Origin of the sequence: Streptomyces vulcanius, from assembly GCF_042653945.1 — a bacterium.
GTDB classification, from domain to species: Bacteria; Actinomycetota; Actinomycetes; order Streptomycetales; family Streptomycetaceae; genus Streptomyces; species Streptomyces mangrovi.
The window spans coordinates 17,522-35,631 of record NZ_JBHSFK010000024.1 but is presented as its reverse complement, the minus strand read 5'-3'; the positions used below and the strand labels follow the sequence as shown (position 1 = coordinate 35,631).

Below are 18,110 nucleotides of genomic sequence, written 5' to 3'. Positions count from 1 at the left end.
TGGGGTCACGGAGGCGGATCGAGGGCCGCGGGTGAGGTCACGGAGGCGAGGCGGGGCCGCGGATGGGATCGCGGAGGGGATCGAGGGCCGCGGACGAGGTCACGGAAGTAGATCGGGAGCTGCGGATGGAGTCACGGGGGTGGCGTGCGGGTCGCTCTGGTCAGCCAGAGTGTCGCTGCCAGGCATGCGGCCGACACGGCGGCCAGGAGGAGGGGTACGGCCCGTACGCCGGACCACTCGATGGCCTTGCCGAGGGACGGGCCCGCCGCCACTCCGCCCGCCAGGGAGGCGGCGATGACCAGGGCGCCGGCACGGCGGTGGCGGGGTACGGCCTGGTTCAGCCAGGGGAGGCCGGTGGGGAAGATCGGGGCGATGAAGAGGCCCACGCCGGCGTAGGCGTAGGGGGCGAGGTCCGGTACGGCGGCGAGCAGGAGGCAGGCCGTCATGCCCGCGCAGGAGACGGTGATGATCTGTTGGGCGGAGAAGCGCAGCGCGAGCGGGGCGACGAGGAAGCGGCCCACGGTCATCATCAGCCAGTAGACGGAGGTGGCGGTGGCCGCGAGGCCGGCGCCGTAGCCGACGGTCTCCAGGTGGGTGGGTTCCCAGCCGCCGACGCCGGCCTCGATGCCGACGTGCAGGACGTACAGCGCGACGAAGACGGTGAGGACGGAGCGCAGGGCGCGGTTGCGGGGAGTGGGGACGTCGGTGTCGGGGGCGGCGGGTTGGGGGGCGCGGTCGCGTACGCCCTTCAGACAGAGCAGGAGGGGGAGGTTGGCCAGGGCGAAGGCCAGGAAGACCGTCGGGTAGCGGTCGGCGCCGACCGCCGCGATCAGGGCGGGGCCGAGGATCGCGCCGATGCCGAAGTGGGCGTTGAGGATGTTGAGCATCGCGGTGGAGCGGTGGCCGAAGCCGGTGGCGAAGAGTTGGTTCAGCCCGTAGTCGATTCCGCCGACGCCCAGGCCCGCCAGGAGGGCGGCGGCCAGGGCCAGGGGCCAGGTGGGGGCCAGGGCGAAGCCCGCGGCTCCGGCCGCCATGAACGCGTACGACGTGCCGAGCATGCGCCGGTTTCCGGTACGGCCGTACAGCCGGTCGAAGAGGAGGACTCCGGCGACTCCGCCGACGAAGTGGGCGCTCAGAGCGAGGCCGGCGGCGGCCGGGGCCAGGCCGAACTCCTGCCGCAGGGCCGGGATCGAGGGGCCGTAGAAGGCCTGGAGGGCGCCCATCAGGGCGAAGCCGATACAGGAGGCGACGACCGCCGGGGTGGTGAAGGCGGGTGCGGTGCGGTCGGGTGCCGTGAGGGCGGGGGTGCTCGCCTTGTCCCGTGCGTCTGCGTCCGGGTTTGGCGGGGTGCGCCGGGGGTGCGTGCGGGGGTTGGTCACGCGGCCTCCAGGGGCGGGTGGCCCACGGCGGTGTGGGCGGGGTGGGGATGGGTGGTGTTCCTCCGACGGGCGTTGATGTTACCGGTAACATTCGTGACGTCAAGACGGTGCGCACGAGTCCGTTCGGGGGCGTTGTCAGTGGCGGGTGTCAGGCTGGGGACATGGCAGACACGGGTGGGCCGATGCGCGGGAGCCCGAGGAGGAGGTGCGGACGGCGGGCGGTGAGCTGCGCGGGCCGAGCCGCGGGGGGTGTCGTACCGGGCACGGGTTGGTTGCGACAAGGGCTCTTCGGGGTGGGGGAGCTGACGGGGCGGCAACATGCGGGGCATGGAGCGGAATGGTGGGGGTCGGGAACCGTACGTCGACTTTCTGCGGGCGTGGGCGATTCTGCTCGTCGTGGTGGGCCACTGGGTGATCACGGGGCTGGTCCGGCTTCCGGACGGGGAGATCAGCGCGCCGGAGTTGCTGGCGACCGTGCCCTGGACGCAGTGGCTGACGCTGGGCTTCCAGATCATGCCGTTGTTCTTCCTCGCCGGCGGGTACGCGGCGGGCGGGTCCTGGGAGCGGGCGCGGGCCGGCGGGGGTACGGCCTCGGGGTGGGTGGGGCAGCGGGCGGTGCGGTTGCTGCTGCCGGTGGCCGTGTACAGCGGGCTGGTGCTGCTCGCCGTCGGGGTGTGCGCGGCGGTGGGGGTGGATCCGGGGACGCTCGCGATGGTGGGGTGGGCGATGGCGATGCAGATCTGGTTTCTGCCGGTGTATCTGCTGCTCAGCGCGCTGACTCCGGTGCTGTGTGCCCTTCATCGGCGGTGGGGGCTGTATGTGCCGCTGGGGATGGGGGTGGTGGCGAGTGGTGTGGGGTGGCTGGTGGTGCGTGGGGAGGGTGGTGGGGTGATCGACGTTGTCGGGGCCGTTAACTACCTGCTCGTGTGGGGGGTCGTCTATCAGCTCGGGTTCTGCTGGCGGGACGGGCTGCTGGGTGGGCGGCGCCGGGGGCTGCCGTTGGCTCTGGCGGTGGGGGGCGGGGTGGGGTTCGCGGTGCTGGTCGGGCCGGGGCCGTGGCCGGTGAGTCTGATCCTGGTGACCGGGCAGGACGTCAGTAACACCAATCCGCCGTCGGTGGCCATGCTGGCCTGGGCCGTGGCGCAGGTGGGGCTGTGCCTGCTGGTGGCGTCGCGGGTGCGGCGGGTGCTGGAACGGGTGCGGGTGGCGCGGGCGGTGCGGGGGCTGGGGGGCGTGAGCATGACGCTGTATCTGTGGCACATGCTGCCGGTGCTGGTGGTCGCCGCCGCCTTCTATCTGACGGACCTCGCTCCCGAGCCCCGGTACGGTTCGGCGGGCTGGTGGGCGCTCCGGATGCCCTGGCTGCTGGTGCTCGGGGCCGTCCTGGCAGGTGTCGTACGGGGACTGCGGCCGTTGGAGCGGCGGCTGGCGGGGCTGGAGGGGAGGTTGCGGCCCGGTGTGGGGCTGCGGTGGGCCGCGGCCTGGCGGGTGTGGGCCGGGATCGGAGTGAGCGTCTGGGTGCTGACGTACTTCGCGGGGCATGGGTTCGCCTACGGAGGACGGTTCCCCGTGGCGGCTTCGGTGGGGCTGGTGGTGGGGACGGGGCTGGTGCTGTTTCCGGGGCGGACTCGGGCCGGAGTACCCGCGGTGGAGAGCGGTGGTGTTCTGGAGGAGGCCGCGTGAGCGAGGTGCCGGTGGTCAGGCCGTGCGTTTGCGGGCGGCTGTCTTCTTGGCTGCTGTTTTCTTGGCTGTTGCTTTCTTGGCTGTTGTCTTCTTCGCCGTCGTCTTGTTCGTGGTGGCCTTGTCCGTGGTGGTCTTCTTCGCCGTCGACTTCTGGGGCGTGGTCTTCTTCGCCGCCGTCGTCTTCTTCGCGCTCTGGGTGGACTCGGCCGTCGACTTCTTGCCGCCCGTCTGTTTGGGCGCCGTACGGGACGCTCTGCGTTGCGGGAGGCTGCTGACCTCCGCCTCTTCCTCCGAGGGTTCCTCGCCTCGGGACTCCTTCGCCGCTCGCACGCTGCTCTCCAGTGCCGCCATCAGGTCCAGGACCTTGCCGCCGGTGGCGGCGGACGGGATCTCGGGGGGTACCTCGCCGGCCGCCTTCGCGGCGACGAGTTCCTCCATGGCCTCGCGGTACTGGTCGTGCAGGTCGTCGAGGTCGACCTCGCCGAGGGTGTCCATCAGGGCGTCCGCGAGGTCGAGTTCCTTGTCACGGACGGTGACATCGGTTTCCGGGGCGACTCCCTCCGGGGCGCGGACCTCGTCCGGCCAGAGCAGGCCGTGCATGGCGATCGCGTCGCCGACCACACGGAGCATGCCCAGGCGTTCGCGGCCGCGGAGGGCGTACTTCGCGATGGCGACCTTGTTGCTGCGCTTCAGCGCCTCCCGGAGGAGGGTGTACGGCTTCGCGGCGGGGGCGCCGCCGGCCTGGAGGTAGTACGCGGCGTCCATCTGGAGCGGGTCGATGCGGTCGGCCGGTACGAAGGCCACGATCTCGATCGTCTTCGCGGTCGGGATCGGCAGGTGGGACAGGTCCTCGTCCGTGATCGGGATGATCGAGCCGTCCGCGTCCTCGTAGCCCTTGCCGATCTCCGCCGAGCTGACCTCGCGGTCGTCCAGCTCGCAGACCTTGCGGTAGCGGATGCGTCCACCGTCCTCGGTGTGGATCTGGCGGAAGGAGATCGAGTGGCTCTCGGTGGCGTTCACCAGCTTGATCGGGATGCTGACGAGGCCGAAGGAGATGGCGCCGTTCCATATGGATCGCACGGGCAGCACGCTCCTGGGGGGAGGGGGAGGGGGCGGGCGTTACAGGCCTTAAAGGCGTTACAGGCGTTATGTTCCATTTTCGTGTGATTCTTATCGTATGACGCCCATTGCGGAGGTGGAGGGGCGGCGGCTCGCGCTCAGCAATCTGGAGAAGGTGCTCTATCCGGCGACCGGGTTCACCAAGGGGGAGGTACTGCACTACTACGCATCGGTCGCCGATGCCCTGCTCCCCCATCTGCGCGATCGGCCGCTGTCCTTCCTGCGCTACCCGGACGGGCCCGACGGGCAGGTGTTCTTCGCCAAGAACGTGCCGCCGGGGACGCCCGAGTGGGTCACGACCGCCGAGGTGCCCCGGTCGGAGGGGCCGGCCCGGATGGTGCTGGTGCAGGATCTGGCGAGTCTGGTGTGGGCGACGAATCTCGTCACGGAGTTCCATACGCCCCAGTGGGTGATCCAGGAGCCCGGGCAGGCGGACCGGCTCGTCTTCGACCTGGATCCCGGGGCGCCGGCGAGCGTCGTGGAGTGCTGCGAGGTCGCGTTGTGGCTGCGGGAGCGGCTGGCGGGGGACGGGATAGAGGCGTACGCGAAGACGTCCGGGGCGAAGGGGCTGCATCTGCTGGCGGCGGTGCGGGGGGCGTCGTCCCAGGAGGTCACCGAGTATGCGAAGCGGCTGGCCGTGGAGGCGGAGCGGGCGATGCCCGGGCTGGCGCTGCATCGGATGACGCGGAGTCTGCGGGCGGGGAAGGTGTTCGTGGACTGGAGCCAGAACGCCGCGCGGAAGACGACGGCGACGCCGTACACCCTGCGAGCGGCTGCCGAGCCGACCGCGTCGGCGCCGGTCACATGGGACGAGGTGGAGGGGGCCGGCGTGAGTGGGGCGGAGGGGTTGGTGCTGCGGGCGCCGGATGTGATGGCGCGCGTACGGGAGGGGGGCGACCTGCTGGCACCGCTGCTGGACGAAGGCCGCGCGACCCCACTCCCGTAACCACCTCACCCCCCATCCACCCGACTCGGTCAGCCAAGAAGCACCCCACCGTCCCCCGGGCTCCGACCCCCAGGCTCCGGCCCCTGGCAGGCACTCGGCCTCGGCAGGCACCCCTCCCGCTCGTCCAGGAACCAGCAGCCCCCAAGCCTCCGCCCCCAGCCGCCGGAGGAGGGCAACGGTGCCTGATCAACTCACGTGGGCGGGCCAAGCCCCCGGGCTGTCCCGGCATGATCCGCCGGACAGGCCTAGAGGCGGGTCCAGGTGTTGCGGTCTCGGGATATGGCGTGCAGCGCCTCCACGTCGGCCGGTTTGAGGACTCCGCCCAGGCGGGACAGGGTCGGGAGGTCCAGGTCGGTGAGCACGCGGACCTCGCGAGGGGTGGTGGTGAAACTGACGTCGGCCGGGGAGACGAGGGCCAGCACGGGGTGGACCTCGGCGGTGAGGGCGTGGGACGCGCGGGAGGCGGTGGAGCGGACTCGGCGCAGGAGGGGTTCCGGAGCGCGTCGGCCCAGGGTGACGAGGGGGTCGGCGATACGGACCCGCTGCTTACGGGCGTACAGGGTGTGGACCGCGAAGAGGCCGCCGGGGCCGATGGCCAGGTGGTGGAGTCGGTCGCCGCCGGGGAGCGGGATCGAGTGGAGGGTGTGCCAGCCCGCCGCGTCGAGGCGGTCCAGGGCCTCGCCCACCGTCTGCTCGGCGGTCAGGGCGCTTCGGCGCGGGTCGGTCCGCAGGCGGCGGCCCGGGCCCGGGGCGCGGTCGAGGGCGATCAGAAGGGCCTCGCCGGGGCGGTTGGGGGCCAGGTCGTCGTCCGGGTGGAGGGAGAGCCTGGCCAGTTCGGCGGGCGTCGGCACGGGTGGCGGGCCGACGGTGACCGGGCCGGCGATGAAGGGGCCCAGCGCTTCCAGTACGTCATCCCTGCTCTCGTCGCTGAGCAGGTTGATCCGGGCTGTCTCACGGTCGTACCAGGCGATGTTCCTGCCGTCCGTGAGACAGACGTAGAGCCGCTCCCGGCCGTGTCGCCAGGTCGGTACGACGCGCAGTCCGCTCATGCACCATCACCCCATGACCATGGGAACAGGAGGGGTGCTCCAGGGGCAAGAAGGCGGTTACCTTTGGCGCGAGTTGGGCAGTTCCTCAGGAAGCCGTACGAAGTACGTCGCAGGAAGCATCCTTGTAGGACACATGGAGCGCGTTCCGGGAGGCGCCGTTGCGGACCCGCAGGAAGCAACCCGACGTACCGGCTCCGGACCGTCCGTGGGACGAGATCGCGCCGGGGCTGTGGATGGGCGGGCACGAGTACCGGGGGCCTTCGGGACAGCCGGCGTTCGCCGTGGTGCGGGACGAGTTCGATCTCGTACAGACGTTGCTGCGGCTGCCCGGGCACGGGCCGGATCAGGGCGTCGAGCACCAGGTGTGGCCGATTCCGGACGGTCCGCTGGACGGCACCCAGCTCGCGGGCGTGATCCGGCTGGCGCAGGCCGCCGGCGACGCGCTGGACGCGGGGCGCAAGGTCCTCGTCCGCTGTTACCACGGGTACAACCGTTCCGGGCTGGTCGTCGCGCACACCCTGATGCGCCGGGGGCACTCGGCCGACGACGCCGTCCGGCTGATACGGTCGCGCCGCTCGCCGTGGGCCCTGCACAACGAGCTGTTCGTCGAGTACCTCCGGGCCGGGCTGCCGACGGCCAGGCTGCTGGAGGAACTCGCCGAGTGAGCAGCGCGAGCCGCGTAAGCAGCGCGAGCCGCGTAAGCCGCGTAAGCAGCGCAAGCAGCGCGAGCCCCGCGAGCAGCGCAAGCCCCGCGAGCCGCGTAAGCAGCGCGAGCCGCGTAAGCAGCGCGAACGGCCTCCGCAGCGGACCTACGTGATCCACAAAAAGGACTTCCGTACGAATAGGGTGTACGAGGCCTGGCATCACCATGCATCACAGGAGTCCCGTGCCACCCAATCGCCCCATGCGTCCCATGCGCCCCACGCATCCCACGCGCCCCATCCGCACCGCTCTCGCCGTAGCCGCAGCCGTCCTGCTGGCCTCGGTCACCGCGGGCTGCGGTGACGCCGGCGGGCTGCAGGGCGCCGGTGCCACCCCGACCGCGGTCAGCCCGGACAAGCTCTGGCCGCAGCTGACCCCGGCCTCCAGTCCCGCCTTCGAGATCGGCGAGGTGGAGACCGAGGTGGTGAAGGGCGTCACCGTGCCCGACGGGGACATCCACGAGGTCGACCCGGTGGCCGTCGTGCGCGCCGAGATCGCCGCGGACCCGGGCGACTACTCCGCCGGGGCCTACGACGAGACCGCCCGCCGGATGGCCGACTGCGGCGGGAACAGCAAGGACCCGGGCCGGTGTCCCGTCCTCAAGGCCTACTACCGCGACCTCACCGGCGACGGCCACGACGAGATGACACTGGGCTTCCGTCAGCTGCCGGGAAATCTGACCGCCGTACGCGTCTACACCGTCCGCGACGGCCGGCTCGTGCAGATCATGTCGTACGAGGACGCCGTGAGCACGGTCGAACTGGCCGGCCGGTCCGTGATCATCCGGGCCCCTTCGGAGGTCGCGGGCTACGAGTACCGGCTGCAGTGGACCTGGGACCAGCAGCAGCACGCCATGCTGCTCACCCACGACGAGATGCTGCGCACCGGCCGAACCGGCCGCCTGACGCACTCCCCCAGCCCCAGCCCCAGCGCCTCCCCCTCCCCCTCCGCGAGCGGCCGATGAGGCCCGTGCTCCCCCAGTGGTCCGGCACGCTCGCCGTGAAGGCCGCCGTGTTCATCACGGTGATGTGCTGCGCCCTGGCCGCCATGCTCGGCGTCCTCGTACACGTCTCGGTGACCAACCAGACCGTCGGCGAGGCCCGCGACCTCGCACTGTCCCGGCTGACGGACGCGACGACGGCGTTCGAGGCCGGGGACACCCTCGGATGGGGTGCGGGCGTCGATCCGCCGGGGCTGCCGAAGGCGCTGCGCACCCTGGCGCTGGCCGGGGAGCGCGGCACGATGGTCGCCGATCACCGGGGGCGCCCCACGATGTGGGCGGCCGGTCCGGTGGACGGCGGGCGCGTCCTCGCCGTCGGGGTCGACTACGCGCAGAGCGCCCGCACCATCGAGGCGCTCGATTCCGCGATCCTCTGGTCGTCGGGGCTGGCGATCGGCGTGACGCTGCTGATCGGCGCGTTCGCGGTGACCCGGGTGACCCGGCGGCTGCACGCCACCGCGCGGGTCGCCCGGCGGATCAGCGCCGGCGATCTGGACGCCCGGGTGGACGACCCCCGCTCCAAGCAGCCGGCCCTGCCGCAGGACGAGGTGGCCGCCGTCGCCGTCGCGCTCGACACCATGGCGGCGAGCCTCCAGGGCAAGCTGCTGAGCGAGCAGCGCTTCACCGCCGACGTGGCGCACGAGCTGCGCACGCCGCTGACCGGGCTGCACGCGGCGGCCGAACTGCTGCCGCCGGGCCGGCCGACGGAGCTGGTGCGCGACCGGGTGGCGGCGCTGCGCACGCTCACCGAGGACCTGCTGGAGATCTCCCGTCTCGACACCGGGCGGGAGCGGCTGGAGCTGGACGACGAGGCGCTCGGCGCGCTGGCCGGGCGGGTGGTGCGGGCGTCGGGGACGGACACCGAGGTCAGCATCGTGCGGGACACGCGGGTGGAGACCGACCGGCGGCGTCTGGAACGGGTGCTGGGCAACCTGGTCTCCAACGCGCACCGGCACGGACGGGTGCCGGTCGTGCTGACGGTGGACGGGGCCGTCGTCGCCGTACGGGACCACGGGGACGGCTATCCGGAGTACCTCGTGGCACACGGGCCGCAGCGCTTCCGCACGGAGGGCGGTGCGAAGGGGCACGGACTCGGGCTGACCATCGCGGTGGGGCAGGCGGATGTACTGGGCGCCGCGCTGACCTTCGCCAACGCGGCCGACGGCGGGGCGGTGGCCACCCTGACGCTCCCTCAGACCCCGCCCGCCGGGGCCCGCCTCCCTGATGGCGCAGCGTAAGGGGCGACACGCCCGAACCGCTCCTAATGTGGCGATAAGTCAGCTTCCCCCAAGATCCACCGCCTGCACGGAGGTATCGCCATGTCCCTGCGCCGCTCCGCCCTCACCCGTCTCGCCATAACGGCCGCCGCCGGGGCCCTCGTCACCACCGCCGCCGTGACCCCCGCGAACGCCGACAACGAATGGAACGACACCGGCGGCAACACCGGTTCCAGCCAGTGGGACGAGGGCGACGGCAACAGCAACAGCAGCGGAAACAGCAACGGAAACGAAAGCAGCCAGAACGGCCAGAGCAACCAGAGCAACCAGTGGAACCAGAGCGGCAGCGGCGACCACAACGGAAACAACAACAACAGCAACAACAGCGGCCGGTACCGCGGACGCGTAACCGCCGGCCAACTGCTCCTGCGCAGCAGGCCCACCCGCGCCAGCCAGGTGATCCGGGTCGTGCACCGCGGCGACATCGTCTCGATCTTCTGCAAGACCTCCGGTCAGAACGTCGACGGCAACCCCCTCTGGTACCTCCTCACGGACGGCACCTGGGCCTGGGGCGCGGCGCGCTACATCGACAACATCGGCGAGGCACCGCGTTGGTGCTGACATTTGGGTAAGTTCCCGACATGGCGAACATGGCGAACATGACGGACGTGACGAGAGTCGAGGCATCCGCCGCCGCCGTACGCCTCCCCCGGCGCCGGGGCATCGAACTCGCCCTCATCGTCCTGGCCGTCCTGCTCTGCGTGTACGGCTACTGCGCGGTCGGCCTCGCCCGCAGCGGCACCGTCCCGCCCGGCGCCGTCGGTTACGGCGCCGGGCTCGGTGTGCTCGCGCTCCTCGCGCATCTCGCGGTGCGTGTGCGCGCCCCCTACGCCGATCCGCTGCTGCTCCCCATCGGTGTGCTGCTCAACGGGATCGGGCTGGTGCTGATCTACCGGCTGGACCTGGAGACCCCCGGCGACCGCGCGGCGCCCGCCCAACTCGTGTGGTCCACCCTGGGCGTCACGTTCTTCATCCTGGTCGTGGCGGCGCTGCGCGACCACCGGTTCCTCCAGCGGTACGCGTACGTCTGTGTCGTCGCCGCGCTCGCCCTGCTCACCCTCCCGATCTTCTTCCCGGCGGTGAACGGTGCCCGGATCTGGATCCGGATCGCCGGGTTCTCCATCCAGCCGGGGGAGTTCGCGAAGGTGCTGCTCGCGGTGTTCTTCGCGGCGTATCTGGCCGCGAACCGCACGGCGCTGGCGTACGCGGGCCGGAAGATCTGGTTCATGCAGCTGCCGACCGGCCGGGTGCTCGGCCCGATCGTCGCGATCTGGCTGCTGAGCGTGGGCGTCCTGGTCCTGGAGCGGGACCTGGGGACATCCCTGCTCTTCTTCGGCCTCTTCGTGATCATGCTGTACGTCGCCACCGGGCGCACCGGCTGGATCGCGGTCGGGCTGCTGCTGGCGTCGCTCGGCGCGGTCGCCGTGGGCCGGCTCGAACCGCATGTGCACAGCAGGATCGAGGACTGGCTGCACCCGTTCGCGACGATCGAGGCGGGCCAGGGACCCAACCAGCTGGCCCAGTCGCTGTTCTCCTTCTCCGCGGGCGGTGTGCTCGGCACCGGCCTCGGGCTCGGCCACTCGATCCTCATCGGCTTCGCCACGAAGTCCGACTTCATCCTGGCGACGGCGGGGGAGGAGCTCGGCCTTGCCGGTCTGTCGGCGCTGTTCCTCCTCTACGGCCTGCTGGTCGAGCGGGGCTACCGGGCGGGCCTCGCCCTGCGCGACCCGTTCGGGCGGCTGCTGGCCGTCGGGCTCGCCTCGATCGTGGCGCTCCAGGTGTTCGTGATCGCGGGTGGGGTGACCGGGCTGATCCCGCTGACCGGCATGGCTATGCCGTTCCTGGCGCAGGGCGGCTCGTCGGTCGTCACCAACTGGGCGATCGTGGCGCTGCTGATCCGGGTGAGCGACTCGGCGCGACGCCAGTACGACGGAAAGGCCGCCCCATGACCAGGGAGGTACCGGAGTGACCCGGCACATCCGGCACGCCGCCGTCTTCTGTGCCCTGCTCCTGCTGGCGCTGCTGGTCAACGCCGCGCGCGTCCAGGTCGTCGAGTCCTCGGCCTACGACGACAACCCGGCCAACCGCCGTGACTCCATCGCCCGTTACGGCCGGCCGCGCGGCGACATCCTGGTCGGCGGCGCCCCGGTCACCGGCTCCCGGGACACCCGTGAGCAGTTGCGCTACGAACGGACGTACCGCGACGGGCCGTTGTACGCGCCGGTGACCGGGTTCGCCTCGCAGGAGTACGGCACGACGTTCCTGGAGCACGCCGAGGACGACGTACTGTCGGGCGTCGATCCGCTGCTCGCGCCGTTCCCGCTGTGGAGCGACATGACGCGGGGCCGGCCGGCGGGCGGGGACGTCGTCACGACCCTGAACCGCCGCGCCCAGGAGGCCGCCTACGCGGGGCTGCGCGGGCGCAAGGGGGCGGTGGCGGCGGTGGAGCCGGCGACGGGGCGGATCCTGGCACTGGTGTCGTCCCCGTCGTACGACCCCGCCCTGCTGTCCGGGAACGACGCGGCGGCCGAGCGGGCCTGGGCGCGGCTGAACGGCGATCCGGACAGGCCGATGCTGAACCGGGCGGTCCGGCAGACGTATCCGCCGGGGTCGACCTTCAAGGTGGTGACCGCGGCGGCGGCACTGGACTCGGGGATGATCACCGATCTGGACGAGCCGACGGACTCCCCCGCCCCCTACACCCTGCCGGGGACGACGACGCGGCTGACCAACGAGGGCGGCGGCTGCGAGGACGCTCCGCTGCGGGTGGCGTTCGAGTGGTCGTGCAACACGGTGTTCGCGAAGCTCGGGGTGGATGTCGGTCTGGCGCGGATGTCGCGCACGGCGCGGGCGTTCGGCTTCAACGACGAGGGCGTGCGGATCCCGTTCTCGGTGGCCACCAGTACCTTCGACACCTCGCTGGACCGGGCGCAGCTCGCGCTGTCGTCGATCGGGCAGTACAACACCCGGGCGACACCGCTGCAGATGGCGATGGTGGCGGCGGCGGTCGCGGGCGGGGGCCAGGTGCGGGAGCCGTACCTGGTGGAGCGGAAGACCCGGCGGGGCGGGGCGACGGTGGCCACGGCCGGTTCGCGTCCGCTGCGCCAGGTGATGTACCCCTCGACCGCGCTGCGGCTGCGGGAGCTGATGGAGGACGTGGTGCGCGAGGGCACCGGGACGAACGCGGCGATCCCCGGCGCGACCGTCGGCGGCAAGACCGGCACCGCCCAGCACGGCATCGGCAACGCCGGGACGCCGTACGCCTGGTTCGTGTCCTGGGCGCGGGGGGACCGGGACATGGAGCCGGGTGTCGCGGTGGCGGTGGTGGTGGAGGACGGGGCGGCCGACCGCGGGGAGATCACCGGGGGCGGGATGGCGGCGCCGATCGCGCGGAGGGTGATGGAGGCGGTGCTCAGGTCGTGAGACGGGGGGTTCCCGGAGCCGACAGGTGCGTTCTACCGTTCGCGCATGACTGACGCCACTGCCGCTTTCGAACTCGCCCAGGTCAACCTCGCCCGCCTCAAGTTCCCTCTGGACTCACCGGAGCTGAAGGATTTCGTCGACGCCCTCGACCCGGTCAACGCCGACGCCGACGCCGCGCAGGGTTTTGTGTGGCGGCTCCAGTCGGACGGGGGCGACGCGACCGACATCGAGGTCTTCGGGGACGCGTGGCTGATCATCAACATGTCGGTGTGGCGGGACACCGACGCCCTGACCGCGTACATGTACCAGGGGCAGCACCGTGAGATGCTCGCGCGCCGGAGGGAGTGGTTCGAGCGCGTGGCGGAGGCGATGGTGGCCCTGTGGTGGGTCCCGGCGGGCCACCGCCCCACGGTCGCGGAGGCGGAGGCCCGGCTGCTGCACCTGCGGACCAACGGCCCGACGCCCTACGCCTTCACCCTGCGGACGTCCTTCCCGCCACAGGGCGCGGAGCCGGTGAGCTTCGACGTGCCCGAGGGGCTGGGCTGCTCGGTCTGACCCCGGCTCCTACAGGGGCTTGCGGGTCTCGGAGCGGATCTGGAGGGTGAGCTTCGCGTAGAACTCCAGCTGCACGTCCGAGGGTTCCTGCGTGGCGGCCTGCGCGGTGATCGGCGCGACGACGGCCGCCGTGTTGCCGTCCACCCAGGCGCAGACGGGGTACGTCAGCGTCGTACCGAGTTCCTTCTGGGTGACCACCTCGCAGGTGACGGTGGTGTCCGAGCCGCTGGGGCGGAAGTCCTTCGGCGGCACGGCCACCGTCAGTCCGTCGGCCCCGCCCACGCCCTTCAGCATGCTGTCGCGGTTGCCGTCCGTGTTCTGGAAGCGGCCGTACATGCCCGAGATCACCAGCAGGCCCTTGGTCGCGTCGCCGCCCAGGTTGTACTGACCGACCTTGGAGTCGGTGACCTTGGCGTCCCAGGCGCCGTCCATCTCGTCCTCGATCTTCTGGCCCTCGGTGCCGGAGAGGTCGTCGGCGAGTTCGTAGCGGCCGTCGACCAGCGTTTCCGGCAGGGTCAGCTGGTACTCGGCGGCCGGGAAGTTCTTCTCGACCCCCACGCCGATCAGCGCCAGCGCCACCAGGAGCGCCACGACCACGCCGACGACGCCGCCCACGATGCCGAGGATCAGCCCGAGCCGCCGCTTCTTCGGAGGCGGGGGCGGGGGCCAGGCGCCGTAGGGCTGCGGAGGGTAGGGGTGGGGCTGGGGGTACGGCGTTCCGTACGGCTGCTGCGGCACGGGCTGCTGGCCGTACGGGCCCGGCGCGTACGGACCCTGCGGGGGCGGTGGGCCGTACGGGTTCGGGGGCGGCGGCGGAGGAGGCGTGGACACGTCACGCACGTTACTGCATACGGGGGATATGTCAGCCCTCGGTACCCCCTGCGGTGATCGCCTCCGTCACCTCCGCGACCCGCTCCCGCTCCTCCGCCGCGAACCGCTCGGCGTCCAGCCGTTCCGCGGTCTCCTCGTCCTGGGTCATCAGGAGGTCGAGGTTGGAGTCGCCCATCTCGAACACGCCCATGTCGACGTACGCCTGCTGGAGCCGCTCGCCCCACAGGCCGATGTCCTTCACGCAGGGGACGATGCGGGAGAAGAGGAGCTTGCGGAAGAGGGCCAGGAAGGGGGAGCGCTCGCTGTACTCCTCCGCCTCCGCCCTGGGAATGCCGAAGTTCTCCAGGACTTCCACCCCGCGCAGCCGGTCCCGCATCAGGTAGCAGCCCTCGATGACGAACTCCTCGCGTTCGCGCAGCTCGGCGTCGGTGAGGTGGCGGTAGTGGTCGCGCAGCGCCATACGTCCGAAGGCGACGTGCCGGGCCTCGTCCTGCATGACGTAGGCCAGGATCTGCTTCGGCAGCGGCTTGTCGGTGGTGTCGCGGATCATGCCGAACGCGGCGAGGGCCAGGCCCTCGATGAGGACCTGCATCCCGAGGTACGGCAGGTCCCAGCGGCTGTCGCGCAGGGTGTCGTCGAGGAGCGAGCGCAGACTGTCGTTGACGGGGTAGAGCAGCCCGATCTTCTCGTGCAGGAAGCGGCCGTAGATCTCGGCGTGCCGGGCCTCGTCCATGGTCTGGGTGGCCGAGTAGAACTTGGCGTCCAGGTCGGGGGCCGACTCCACGATCCGGGCGGCGCAGACCATCGCGCCCTGCTCGCCGTGCAGGAACTGGCTGAACTGCCAGGACGCGAGGTGCCGGCGCAGCTCGCCCTTGTCCTTGCCGGTGAGCTTGGCCCAGTGCCGGGTGCCGTACAGGGACATCGACTCGTCGGGGACGCCGAGGGGGTCGTACGGGTCGACCTCGAGCTCCCAGTCGATGCGCCGCTGCCCGTCCCACTGCTTGTCCTTGCCCTTCTGGTAGAGGGCGAGGAGACGGTCGCGTCCCTCGTCGTACTCCCAGTTGAAGCGGGCGGCACCGGTCGCCGGGACCGTCCAGTGCGGATCACCCGGATCCCTGGCGTACAGGTCATATGTGGGCATGTCCCGCAGGCTCACACGGGGCCGGACGACGGGTCAACAAGACGTGTGAGAAGTAACGCCGGGGGGATTGACGCGCTTGCTGACAGGCAGTCTCATAAGAGCCATGACGACGACTCCGACGACCCCCACGGAAGCCGACGCGCTCGACGGGCTGCGGGACGCGCTGGGCCTCCTCAAGGACCGGGAGCGGGTGGCCGAGCGACTGCTGGCGTCCTCCGCGAAGCACTCGTTCGACCCCGACCGTGAGCTGGACTGGGACGCGCCCTTCGAGGAGGGCAAGTGGTTCTGGCCGCCGGAGCTGGTGTCGCTGTACGGGACCCCGATGTGGAAGCGGATGAGCGAGGAACAGCGGATTCTCCTGTCCCGGCACGAGGCGGCGGCGCTGGCCTCGCTGGGCATCTGGTTCGAGATCATCCTGATGCAGCTGCTCGTCCGGCACATCTACGACAAGGCGGCGACGAGCGCGCATGTGCGGTACGCGCTCACCGAGATCGAGGACGAGTGCCGGCACTCGAAGATGTTCGCCCGGCTGATCTCCCAGGGCGGTACACCCTGGTACCCGGTGAGCCGGGCCCACCAGAACCTCGGCCGCCTCTTCAAGACGATCTCCACCACCCCCGGCTCCTTCACCGCGACGCTGCTCGGCGAGGAGGTGCTCGACTGGATGCAGCGGCTGACCTTCCCTGACGAGCGGGTCCAGCCCCTGGTCCGGGGCGTCACGCGGATCCATGTGGTGGAGGAGGCCCGGCATGTCCGGTACGCCCGCGAGGAACTGCGGCGCCAGATGGTGACCGCGCCACGCTGGTCGCAGGAGTTCACCCGGGTGACGTCGGGCGAGTTCGCCCGGATCTTCTCGGTGGCCTTCGTGAATCCGGAGGTCTACACGAACGTGGGCCTGGACAGGCGAGAGGCCCAGGCCCAGGTGAAAGCGAGCGGCCATCGCCGGGAGGTCATGCAGACGGGGGCGAAACGGCTGACGGACTTCCTGGACGACATAGGAGTGCTGCGGGGGGTAGGGCGGCAGCTCTGGAAGTCGTCCGGGCTCCTGGCATAGGGGCGGGTGCCGCGACCAGCCACAACGAACCCGCACCCGGACGACTACCCTGCCCTTATGCCCGCCGCCCCCGCCTACCGTCGCCTGAGTGTCGAGGAGCGGCGCAGCCAACTCCTCGACGCCGCCCTCACCCTCTTCGCGCACCGCGCCCCCGAGGACGTCTCCCTGGACGACGTGGCCGAGGCAGCCGGGGTCTCGCGCCCCCTCGTCTACCGGTACTTCCCGGGCGGCAAACAGCAGCTGTACGAGGCCGCGCTCAGATCCGCGGCCGAAGAGCTGGAGCACTGCTTCGACGAGCCCAGACACGGCCCCCTCCTCCCCCGGCTCGCCCGCGCCCTGGACCGCTACCTCGGCTTCGTCGGCCGGCACGACGCCGGTTTCAGCGCGCTGCTCCAGGGCGGCAGCGTGGTGGAGACCTCCCGTACGACCGCGATCGTGGACGGCGTACGGCGGGCCGCCGCCGAGCACATCTACCGCCACCTCGGGGTCGCCGCTCCCGGCCCCCGGCTGCGGATGACGGTGCGGATGTGGATCACCGCGGTCGAGGCGGCCTCGCTGATCTGGCTGGACGAGGGCAAGGAGCCGGACGTCGAGGAGCTGCGGGACTGGCTGGTGGAGCAGTTCGTCGCGGTCCTCACGGTGACGGCGGCGCGGGACGCGCAGACCGCCCAGCTGGTGCGGGACGCGCTGGCCGCGCGGGACTGACCGGCACCGGGGCGCGACACTGGTGGCGTGAAGAGCCAAGACACCCCCTTCGAGGGCGGGCCCATGGACGGCCGCGTCCTGCCCGTGCTGCTGGGCCCGACCGGGCACCCGCCGAAGACGTACCGCATCCCCGTCCCCGACGCGGCGGGCGGCCCGCCGACGGTCCTGGTCTACCGGCGCGTCCCCCGCGGACGGAGCAAGCGGCTGGGGCTGCAACTGGGGTGGAAGTACGCGTACGAACCGGAGGGAAAGGCCACCGACCGCCTGAAGTGGCCATGGTCAAAACCGGAAACCCCCACGCCGGGCGGCCGCGACGACGACGCCGACGAGTGACCTCGTTGCGCCGAACCGCGCACGCCCGGCGCGCGCCGCGCGTCCGCACGCCCCATGCTCGGCCTGCGGGCCGGAGCCGCCACCCGGGCGCCTCCCCCGCGGCGGAGGTGATGACGTGTCAGGAAGGCTGCCGCGTCTGGCCTGTACGGTCGCCACGGCGGCGGCGTTGGCCTGCGGGTCCCTGCTGGCCCCCGGCACCGCCGTCGCCGTAGCGGAGCAACCGCCGGCACCCGGCACACGGACCGCCGCCGCACCGGAGCAACCGCCGGCACCCGGCACACGGACCGCCGCCGTACCGGAGCAACCGCCGGCACCCGGCACACGGACCGCCGCCGCACCGGAGCAACCGCCGGCACCCGGCACACGGACCGTCGCCGTAGCGGAGCAACCGCCGGCACCCGGCACACGGACCGTCGCCGAGCTGCTGACGGATCTTCGGCGGCTGTGCCGGGAGGCGGAACGGGCCGCCGAGGCCTACCACGCGACCGAGGAGGAGCTGACTAGGCGGCGGGCCGAGACCGGGCGGCTGGACGCGGCTCTGGCGAAGGCCCGGCTGACCCTGCACGAGAGCCGGGGCGCGGCCGGGCGGCTGGCCCGGCAGCAGTACCAGGGCAGCACCGACATCTCCCCCTACGTACGGCTGCTGCTGGCCCGCGATCCGCAGCAGGCCCTGGACCAGGGGCATGTGATCGGGCAGTTGGCGCGGGAGCGGGTCGAGACGGTGGGGCGGCTCGCGGGCCGGGAGCGCCGGGCCGACGAGCTGGCCCGCGCCGCCCGCACCGCCCTGGACCGGCAGCTCACCCTCGCCGAGCGGACCGGGAAGCAGCGGGACGACGTCCGCCGGCGCCTCGACGACGTCGAGGAACTCCTGGCCTCCCTGACCGCCGCACAGCTCGCCGCGATCACCGAACTG

Annotated in this window: 17 protein-coding genes and 1 pseudogene; 13 read left to right on the top strand and 5 right to left on the bottom strand. The window is 71.8% G+C overall.

The window, feature by feature from the left end; genetic code table 11:
• Positions 1–131: 131 nt before the first annotated feature.
• Positions 132–1,379: an MFS transporter gene (locus ACFPIH_RS31920; protein WP_381180602.1), complete on the bottom strand. Its 1,248-nt coding sequence runs from the start codon at positions 1,377–1,379 to the stop codon at positions 132–134.
• A 318-nt stretch (positions 1,380–1,697) separates the two neighbouring features.
• Here ACFPIH_RS31920 and ACFPIH_RS31915 point away from each other — a divergent pair, with 318 nt between their 5' ends.
• Positions 1,698–3,062 carry an acyltransferase family protein gene (locus ACFPIH_RS31915; RefSeq protein WP_381180604.1) on the top strand — a complete coding sequence of 455 codons (1,365 nt, stop codon included), beginning with the start codon at positions 1,698–1,700 and terminating at the stop codon, positions 3,060–3,062.
• Positions 3,063–3,077: 15 nt separating this feature from the next.
• On the opposite strand, the gene ku is transcribed toward ACFPIH_RS31915, so the two are convergent.
• Positions 3,078–4,142, bottom strand: a complete 1,065-nt coding sequence (gene ku / locus ACFPIH_RS31910; protein ID WP_381180606.1) for a non-homologous end joining protein Ku — start codon at positions 4,140–4,142, stop codon at positions 3,078–3,080.
• A gap of 97 nt (positions 4,143–4,239) precedes the next feature.
• Between ku and ligD the strand changes: the two genes are divergently transcribed.
• Complete coding sequence (gene ligD / locus ACFPIH_RS31905) at positions 4,240–5,127, top strand: non-homologous end-joining DNA ligase (protein WP_381180607.1); 888 nt, start codon at positions 4,240–4,242, stop codon at positions 5,125–5,127.
• A 245-nt stretch (positions 5,128–5,372) separates the two neighbouring features.
• Here the strand turns inward: ligD and ACFPIH_RS31900 are convergent, their stop codons facing one another.
• A complete protein-coding gene (locus ACFPIH_RS31900) occupies positions 5,373–6,176 on the bottom strand; it encodes a nuclease-related domain-containing protein (protein ID WP_381180609.1) in 804 nt (267 codons plus the stop codon).
• A 158-nt stretch (positions 6,177–6,334) separates the two neighbouring features.
• Here ACFPIH_RS31900 and ACFPIH_RS31895 point away from each other — a divergent pair, with 158 nt between their 5' ends.
• The 7 genes from ACFPIH_RS31895 to ACFPIH_RS31865 all read left to right on the top strand — a co-directional run bounded on the left by ACFPIH_RS31895 (position 6,335) and on the right by ACFPIH_RS31865 (position 13,133).
• Positions 6,335–6,841, top strand: a complete 507-nt coding sequence (locus tag ACFPIH_RS31895) for a protein-tyrosine phosphatase family protein (RefSeq protein WP_381180611.1) — start codon at positions 6,335–6,337, stop codon at positions 6,839–6,841.
• 248 nt (positions 6,842–7,089) lie between these two features.
• Positions 7,090–7,842 carry a hypothetical protein gene (locus ACFPIH_RS31890; protein ID WP_381180612.1) on the top strand — a complete coding sequence of 251 codons (753 nt, stop codon included), beginning with the start codon at positions 7,090–7,092 and terminating at the stop codon, positions 7,840–7,842.
• Positions 7,839–9,116 carry an ATP-binding protein gene (locus ACFPIH_RS31885; RefSeq protein ID WP_381180614.1) on the top strand — a complete coding sequence of 426 codons (1,278 nt, stop codon included), beginning with the start codon at positions 7,839–7,841 and terminating at the stop codon, positions 9,114–9,116. The genes ACFPIH_RS31890 and ACFPIH_RS31885 overlap by 4 nt, the downstream gene beginning before the upstream one ends.
• Positions 9,117–9,197: 81 nt before the next feature.
• A complete protein-coding gene (locus ACFPIH_RS31880) occupies positions 9,198–9,716 on the top strand; it encodes an SH3 domain-containing protein (RefSeq protein ID WP_381180616.1) in 519 nt (172 codons plus the stop codon).
• 29 nt (positions 9,717–9,745) lie between these two features.
• Positions 9,746–11,104, top strand: coding sequence for an FtsW/RodA/SpoVE family cell cycle protein (locus ACFPIH_RS31875; RefSeq protein ID WP_381180665.1), 1,359 nt, complete (start codon positions 9,746–9,748; stop codon positions 11,102–11,104).
• 16 nt (positions 11,105–11,120) lie between these two features.
• A complete protein-coding gene (locus tag ACFPIH_RS31870; RefSeq protein ID WP_381180618.1) occupies positions 11,121–12,578 on the top strand; it encodes a penicillin-binding transpeptidase domain-containing protein in 1,458 nt (485 codons plus the stop codon).
• Between the two features lie 45 nt (positions 12,579–12,623).
• A complete protein-coding gene (locus tag ACFPIH_RS31865) occupies positions 12,624–13,133 on the top strand; it encodes a DUF3291 domain-containing protein (RefSeq protein WP_381180620.1) in 510 nt (169 codons plus the stop codon).
• A 9-nt stretch (positions 13,134–13,142) separates the two neighbouring features.
• Here ACFPIH_RS31865 and ACFPIH_RS31860 read toward each other — a convergent pair whose 3' ends face one another.
• Together ACFPIH_RS31860 and ACFPIH_RS31855 are read right to left on the bottom strand one after the other, a co-directional pair.
• Positions 13,143–13,964: a hypothetical protein gene (locus tag ACFPIH_RS31860; RefSeq protein ID WP_381180622.1), complete on the bottom strand. Its 822-nt coding sequence runs from the start codon at positions 13,962–13,964 to the stop codon at positions 13,143–13,145.
• A 31-nt stretch (positions 13,965–13,995) separates the two neighbouring features.
• A complete protein-coding gene (locus tag ACFPIH_RS31855; RefSeq protein WP_381180623.1) occupies positions 13,996–15,105 on the bottom strand; it encodes a ferritin-like domain-containing protein in 1,110 nt (369 codons plus the stop codon).
• 103 nt (positions 15,106–15,208) lie between these two features.
• On the opposite strand from ACFPIH_RS31855, the gene ACFPIH_RS31850 reads away from it, so the two are divergent.
• The 4 genes and pseudogenes from ACFPIH_RS31850 to ACFPIH_RS31835 all read left to right on the top strand — a co-directional run.
• Positions 15,209–16,159, top strand: a complete 951-nt coding sequence (locus tag ACFPIH_RS31850) for an AurF N-oxygenase family protein (RefSeq protein WP_381180625.1) — start codon at positions 15,209–15,211, stop codon at positions 16,157–16,159.
• Between the two features lie 57 nt (positions 16,160–16,216).
• A complete protein-coding gene (locus ACFPIH_RS31845) occupies positions 16,217–16,864 on the top strand; it encodes a TetR/AcrR family transcriptional regulator (protein ID WP_381180626.1) in 648 nt (215 codons plus the stop codon).
• A gap of 27 nt (positions 16,865–16,891) precedes the next feature.
• Positions 16,892–17,197 (top strand): hypothetical protein, encoded by a 306-nt coding sequence (locus ACFPIH_RS31840; protein WP_381180628.1) that lies wholly within the window; start codon positions 16,892–16,894, stop codon positions 17,195–17,197.
• Between the two features lie 115 nt (positions 17,198–17,312).
• A pseudogene (locus tag ACFPIH_RS31835) lies at positions 17,313–18,110 on the top strand (glycoside hydrolase); the annotation flags it as partial.

Bases quoted from the DNA above. Each gene is read 5' to 3' on its own strand.
- ACFPIH_RS31915 (WP_381180604.1), top strand. From the start codon at position 1,698: ATGCGGGGCATGGAGCGGAATGGTGGGGGTCGGGAACCGTACGTCGAC.
- ligD (WP_381180607.1), top strand. From the start codon at position 4,240: ATGACGCCCATTGCGGAGGTGGAGGGGCGGCGGCTCGCGCTCAGCAAT.
- ACFPIH_RS31900 (WP_381180609.1), bottom strand. From the start codon at position 6,176: ATGAGCGGACTGCGCGTCGTACCGACCTGGCGACACGGCCGGGAGCGG.
- ACFPIH_RS31890 (WP_381180612.1), top strand. From the start codon at position 7,090: ATGCGCCCCACGCATCCCACGCGCCCCATCCGCACCGCTCTCGCCGTA.
- ACFPIH_RS31885 (WP_381180614.1), top strand. From the start codon at position 7,839: ATGAGGCCCGTGCTCCCCCAGTGGTCCGGCACGCTCGCCGTGAAGGCC.
- ACFPIH_RS31880 (WP_381180616.1), top strand. From the start codon at position 9,198: ATGTCCCTGCGCCGCTCCGCCCTCACCCGTCTCGCCATAACGGCCGCC.
- ACFPIH_RS31875 (WP_381180665.1), top strand. From the start codon at position 9,746: ATGGCGAACATGACGGACGTGACGAGAGTCGAGGCATCCGCCGCCGCC.
- ACFPIH_RS31865 (WP_381180620.1), top strand. From the start codon at position 12,624: ATGACTGACGCCACTGCCGCTTTCGAACTCGCCCAGGTCAACCTCGCC.
- ACFPIH_RS31855 (WP_381180623.1), bottom strand. From the start codon at position 15,105: ATGCCCACATATGACCTGTACGCCAGGGATCCGGGTGATCCGCACTGG.
- ACFPIH_RS31850 (WP_381180625.1), top strand. From the start codon at position 15,209: ATGACGACGACTCCGACGACCCCCACGGAAGCCGACGCGCTCGACGGG.
- ACFPIH_RS31845 (WP_381180626.1), top strand. From the start codon at position 16,217: ATGCCCGCCGCCCCCGCCTACCGTCGCCTGAGTGTCGAGGAGCGGCGC.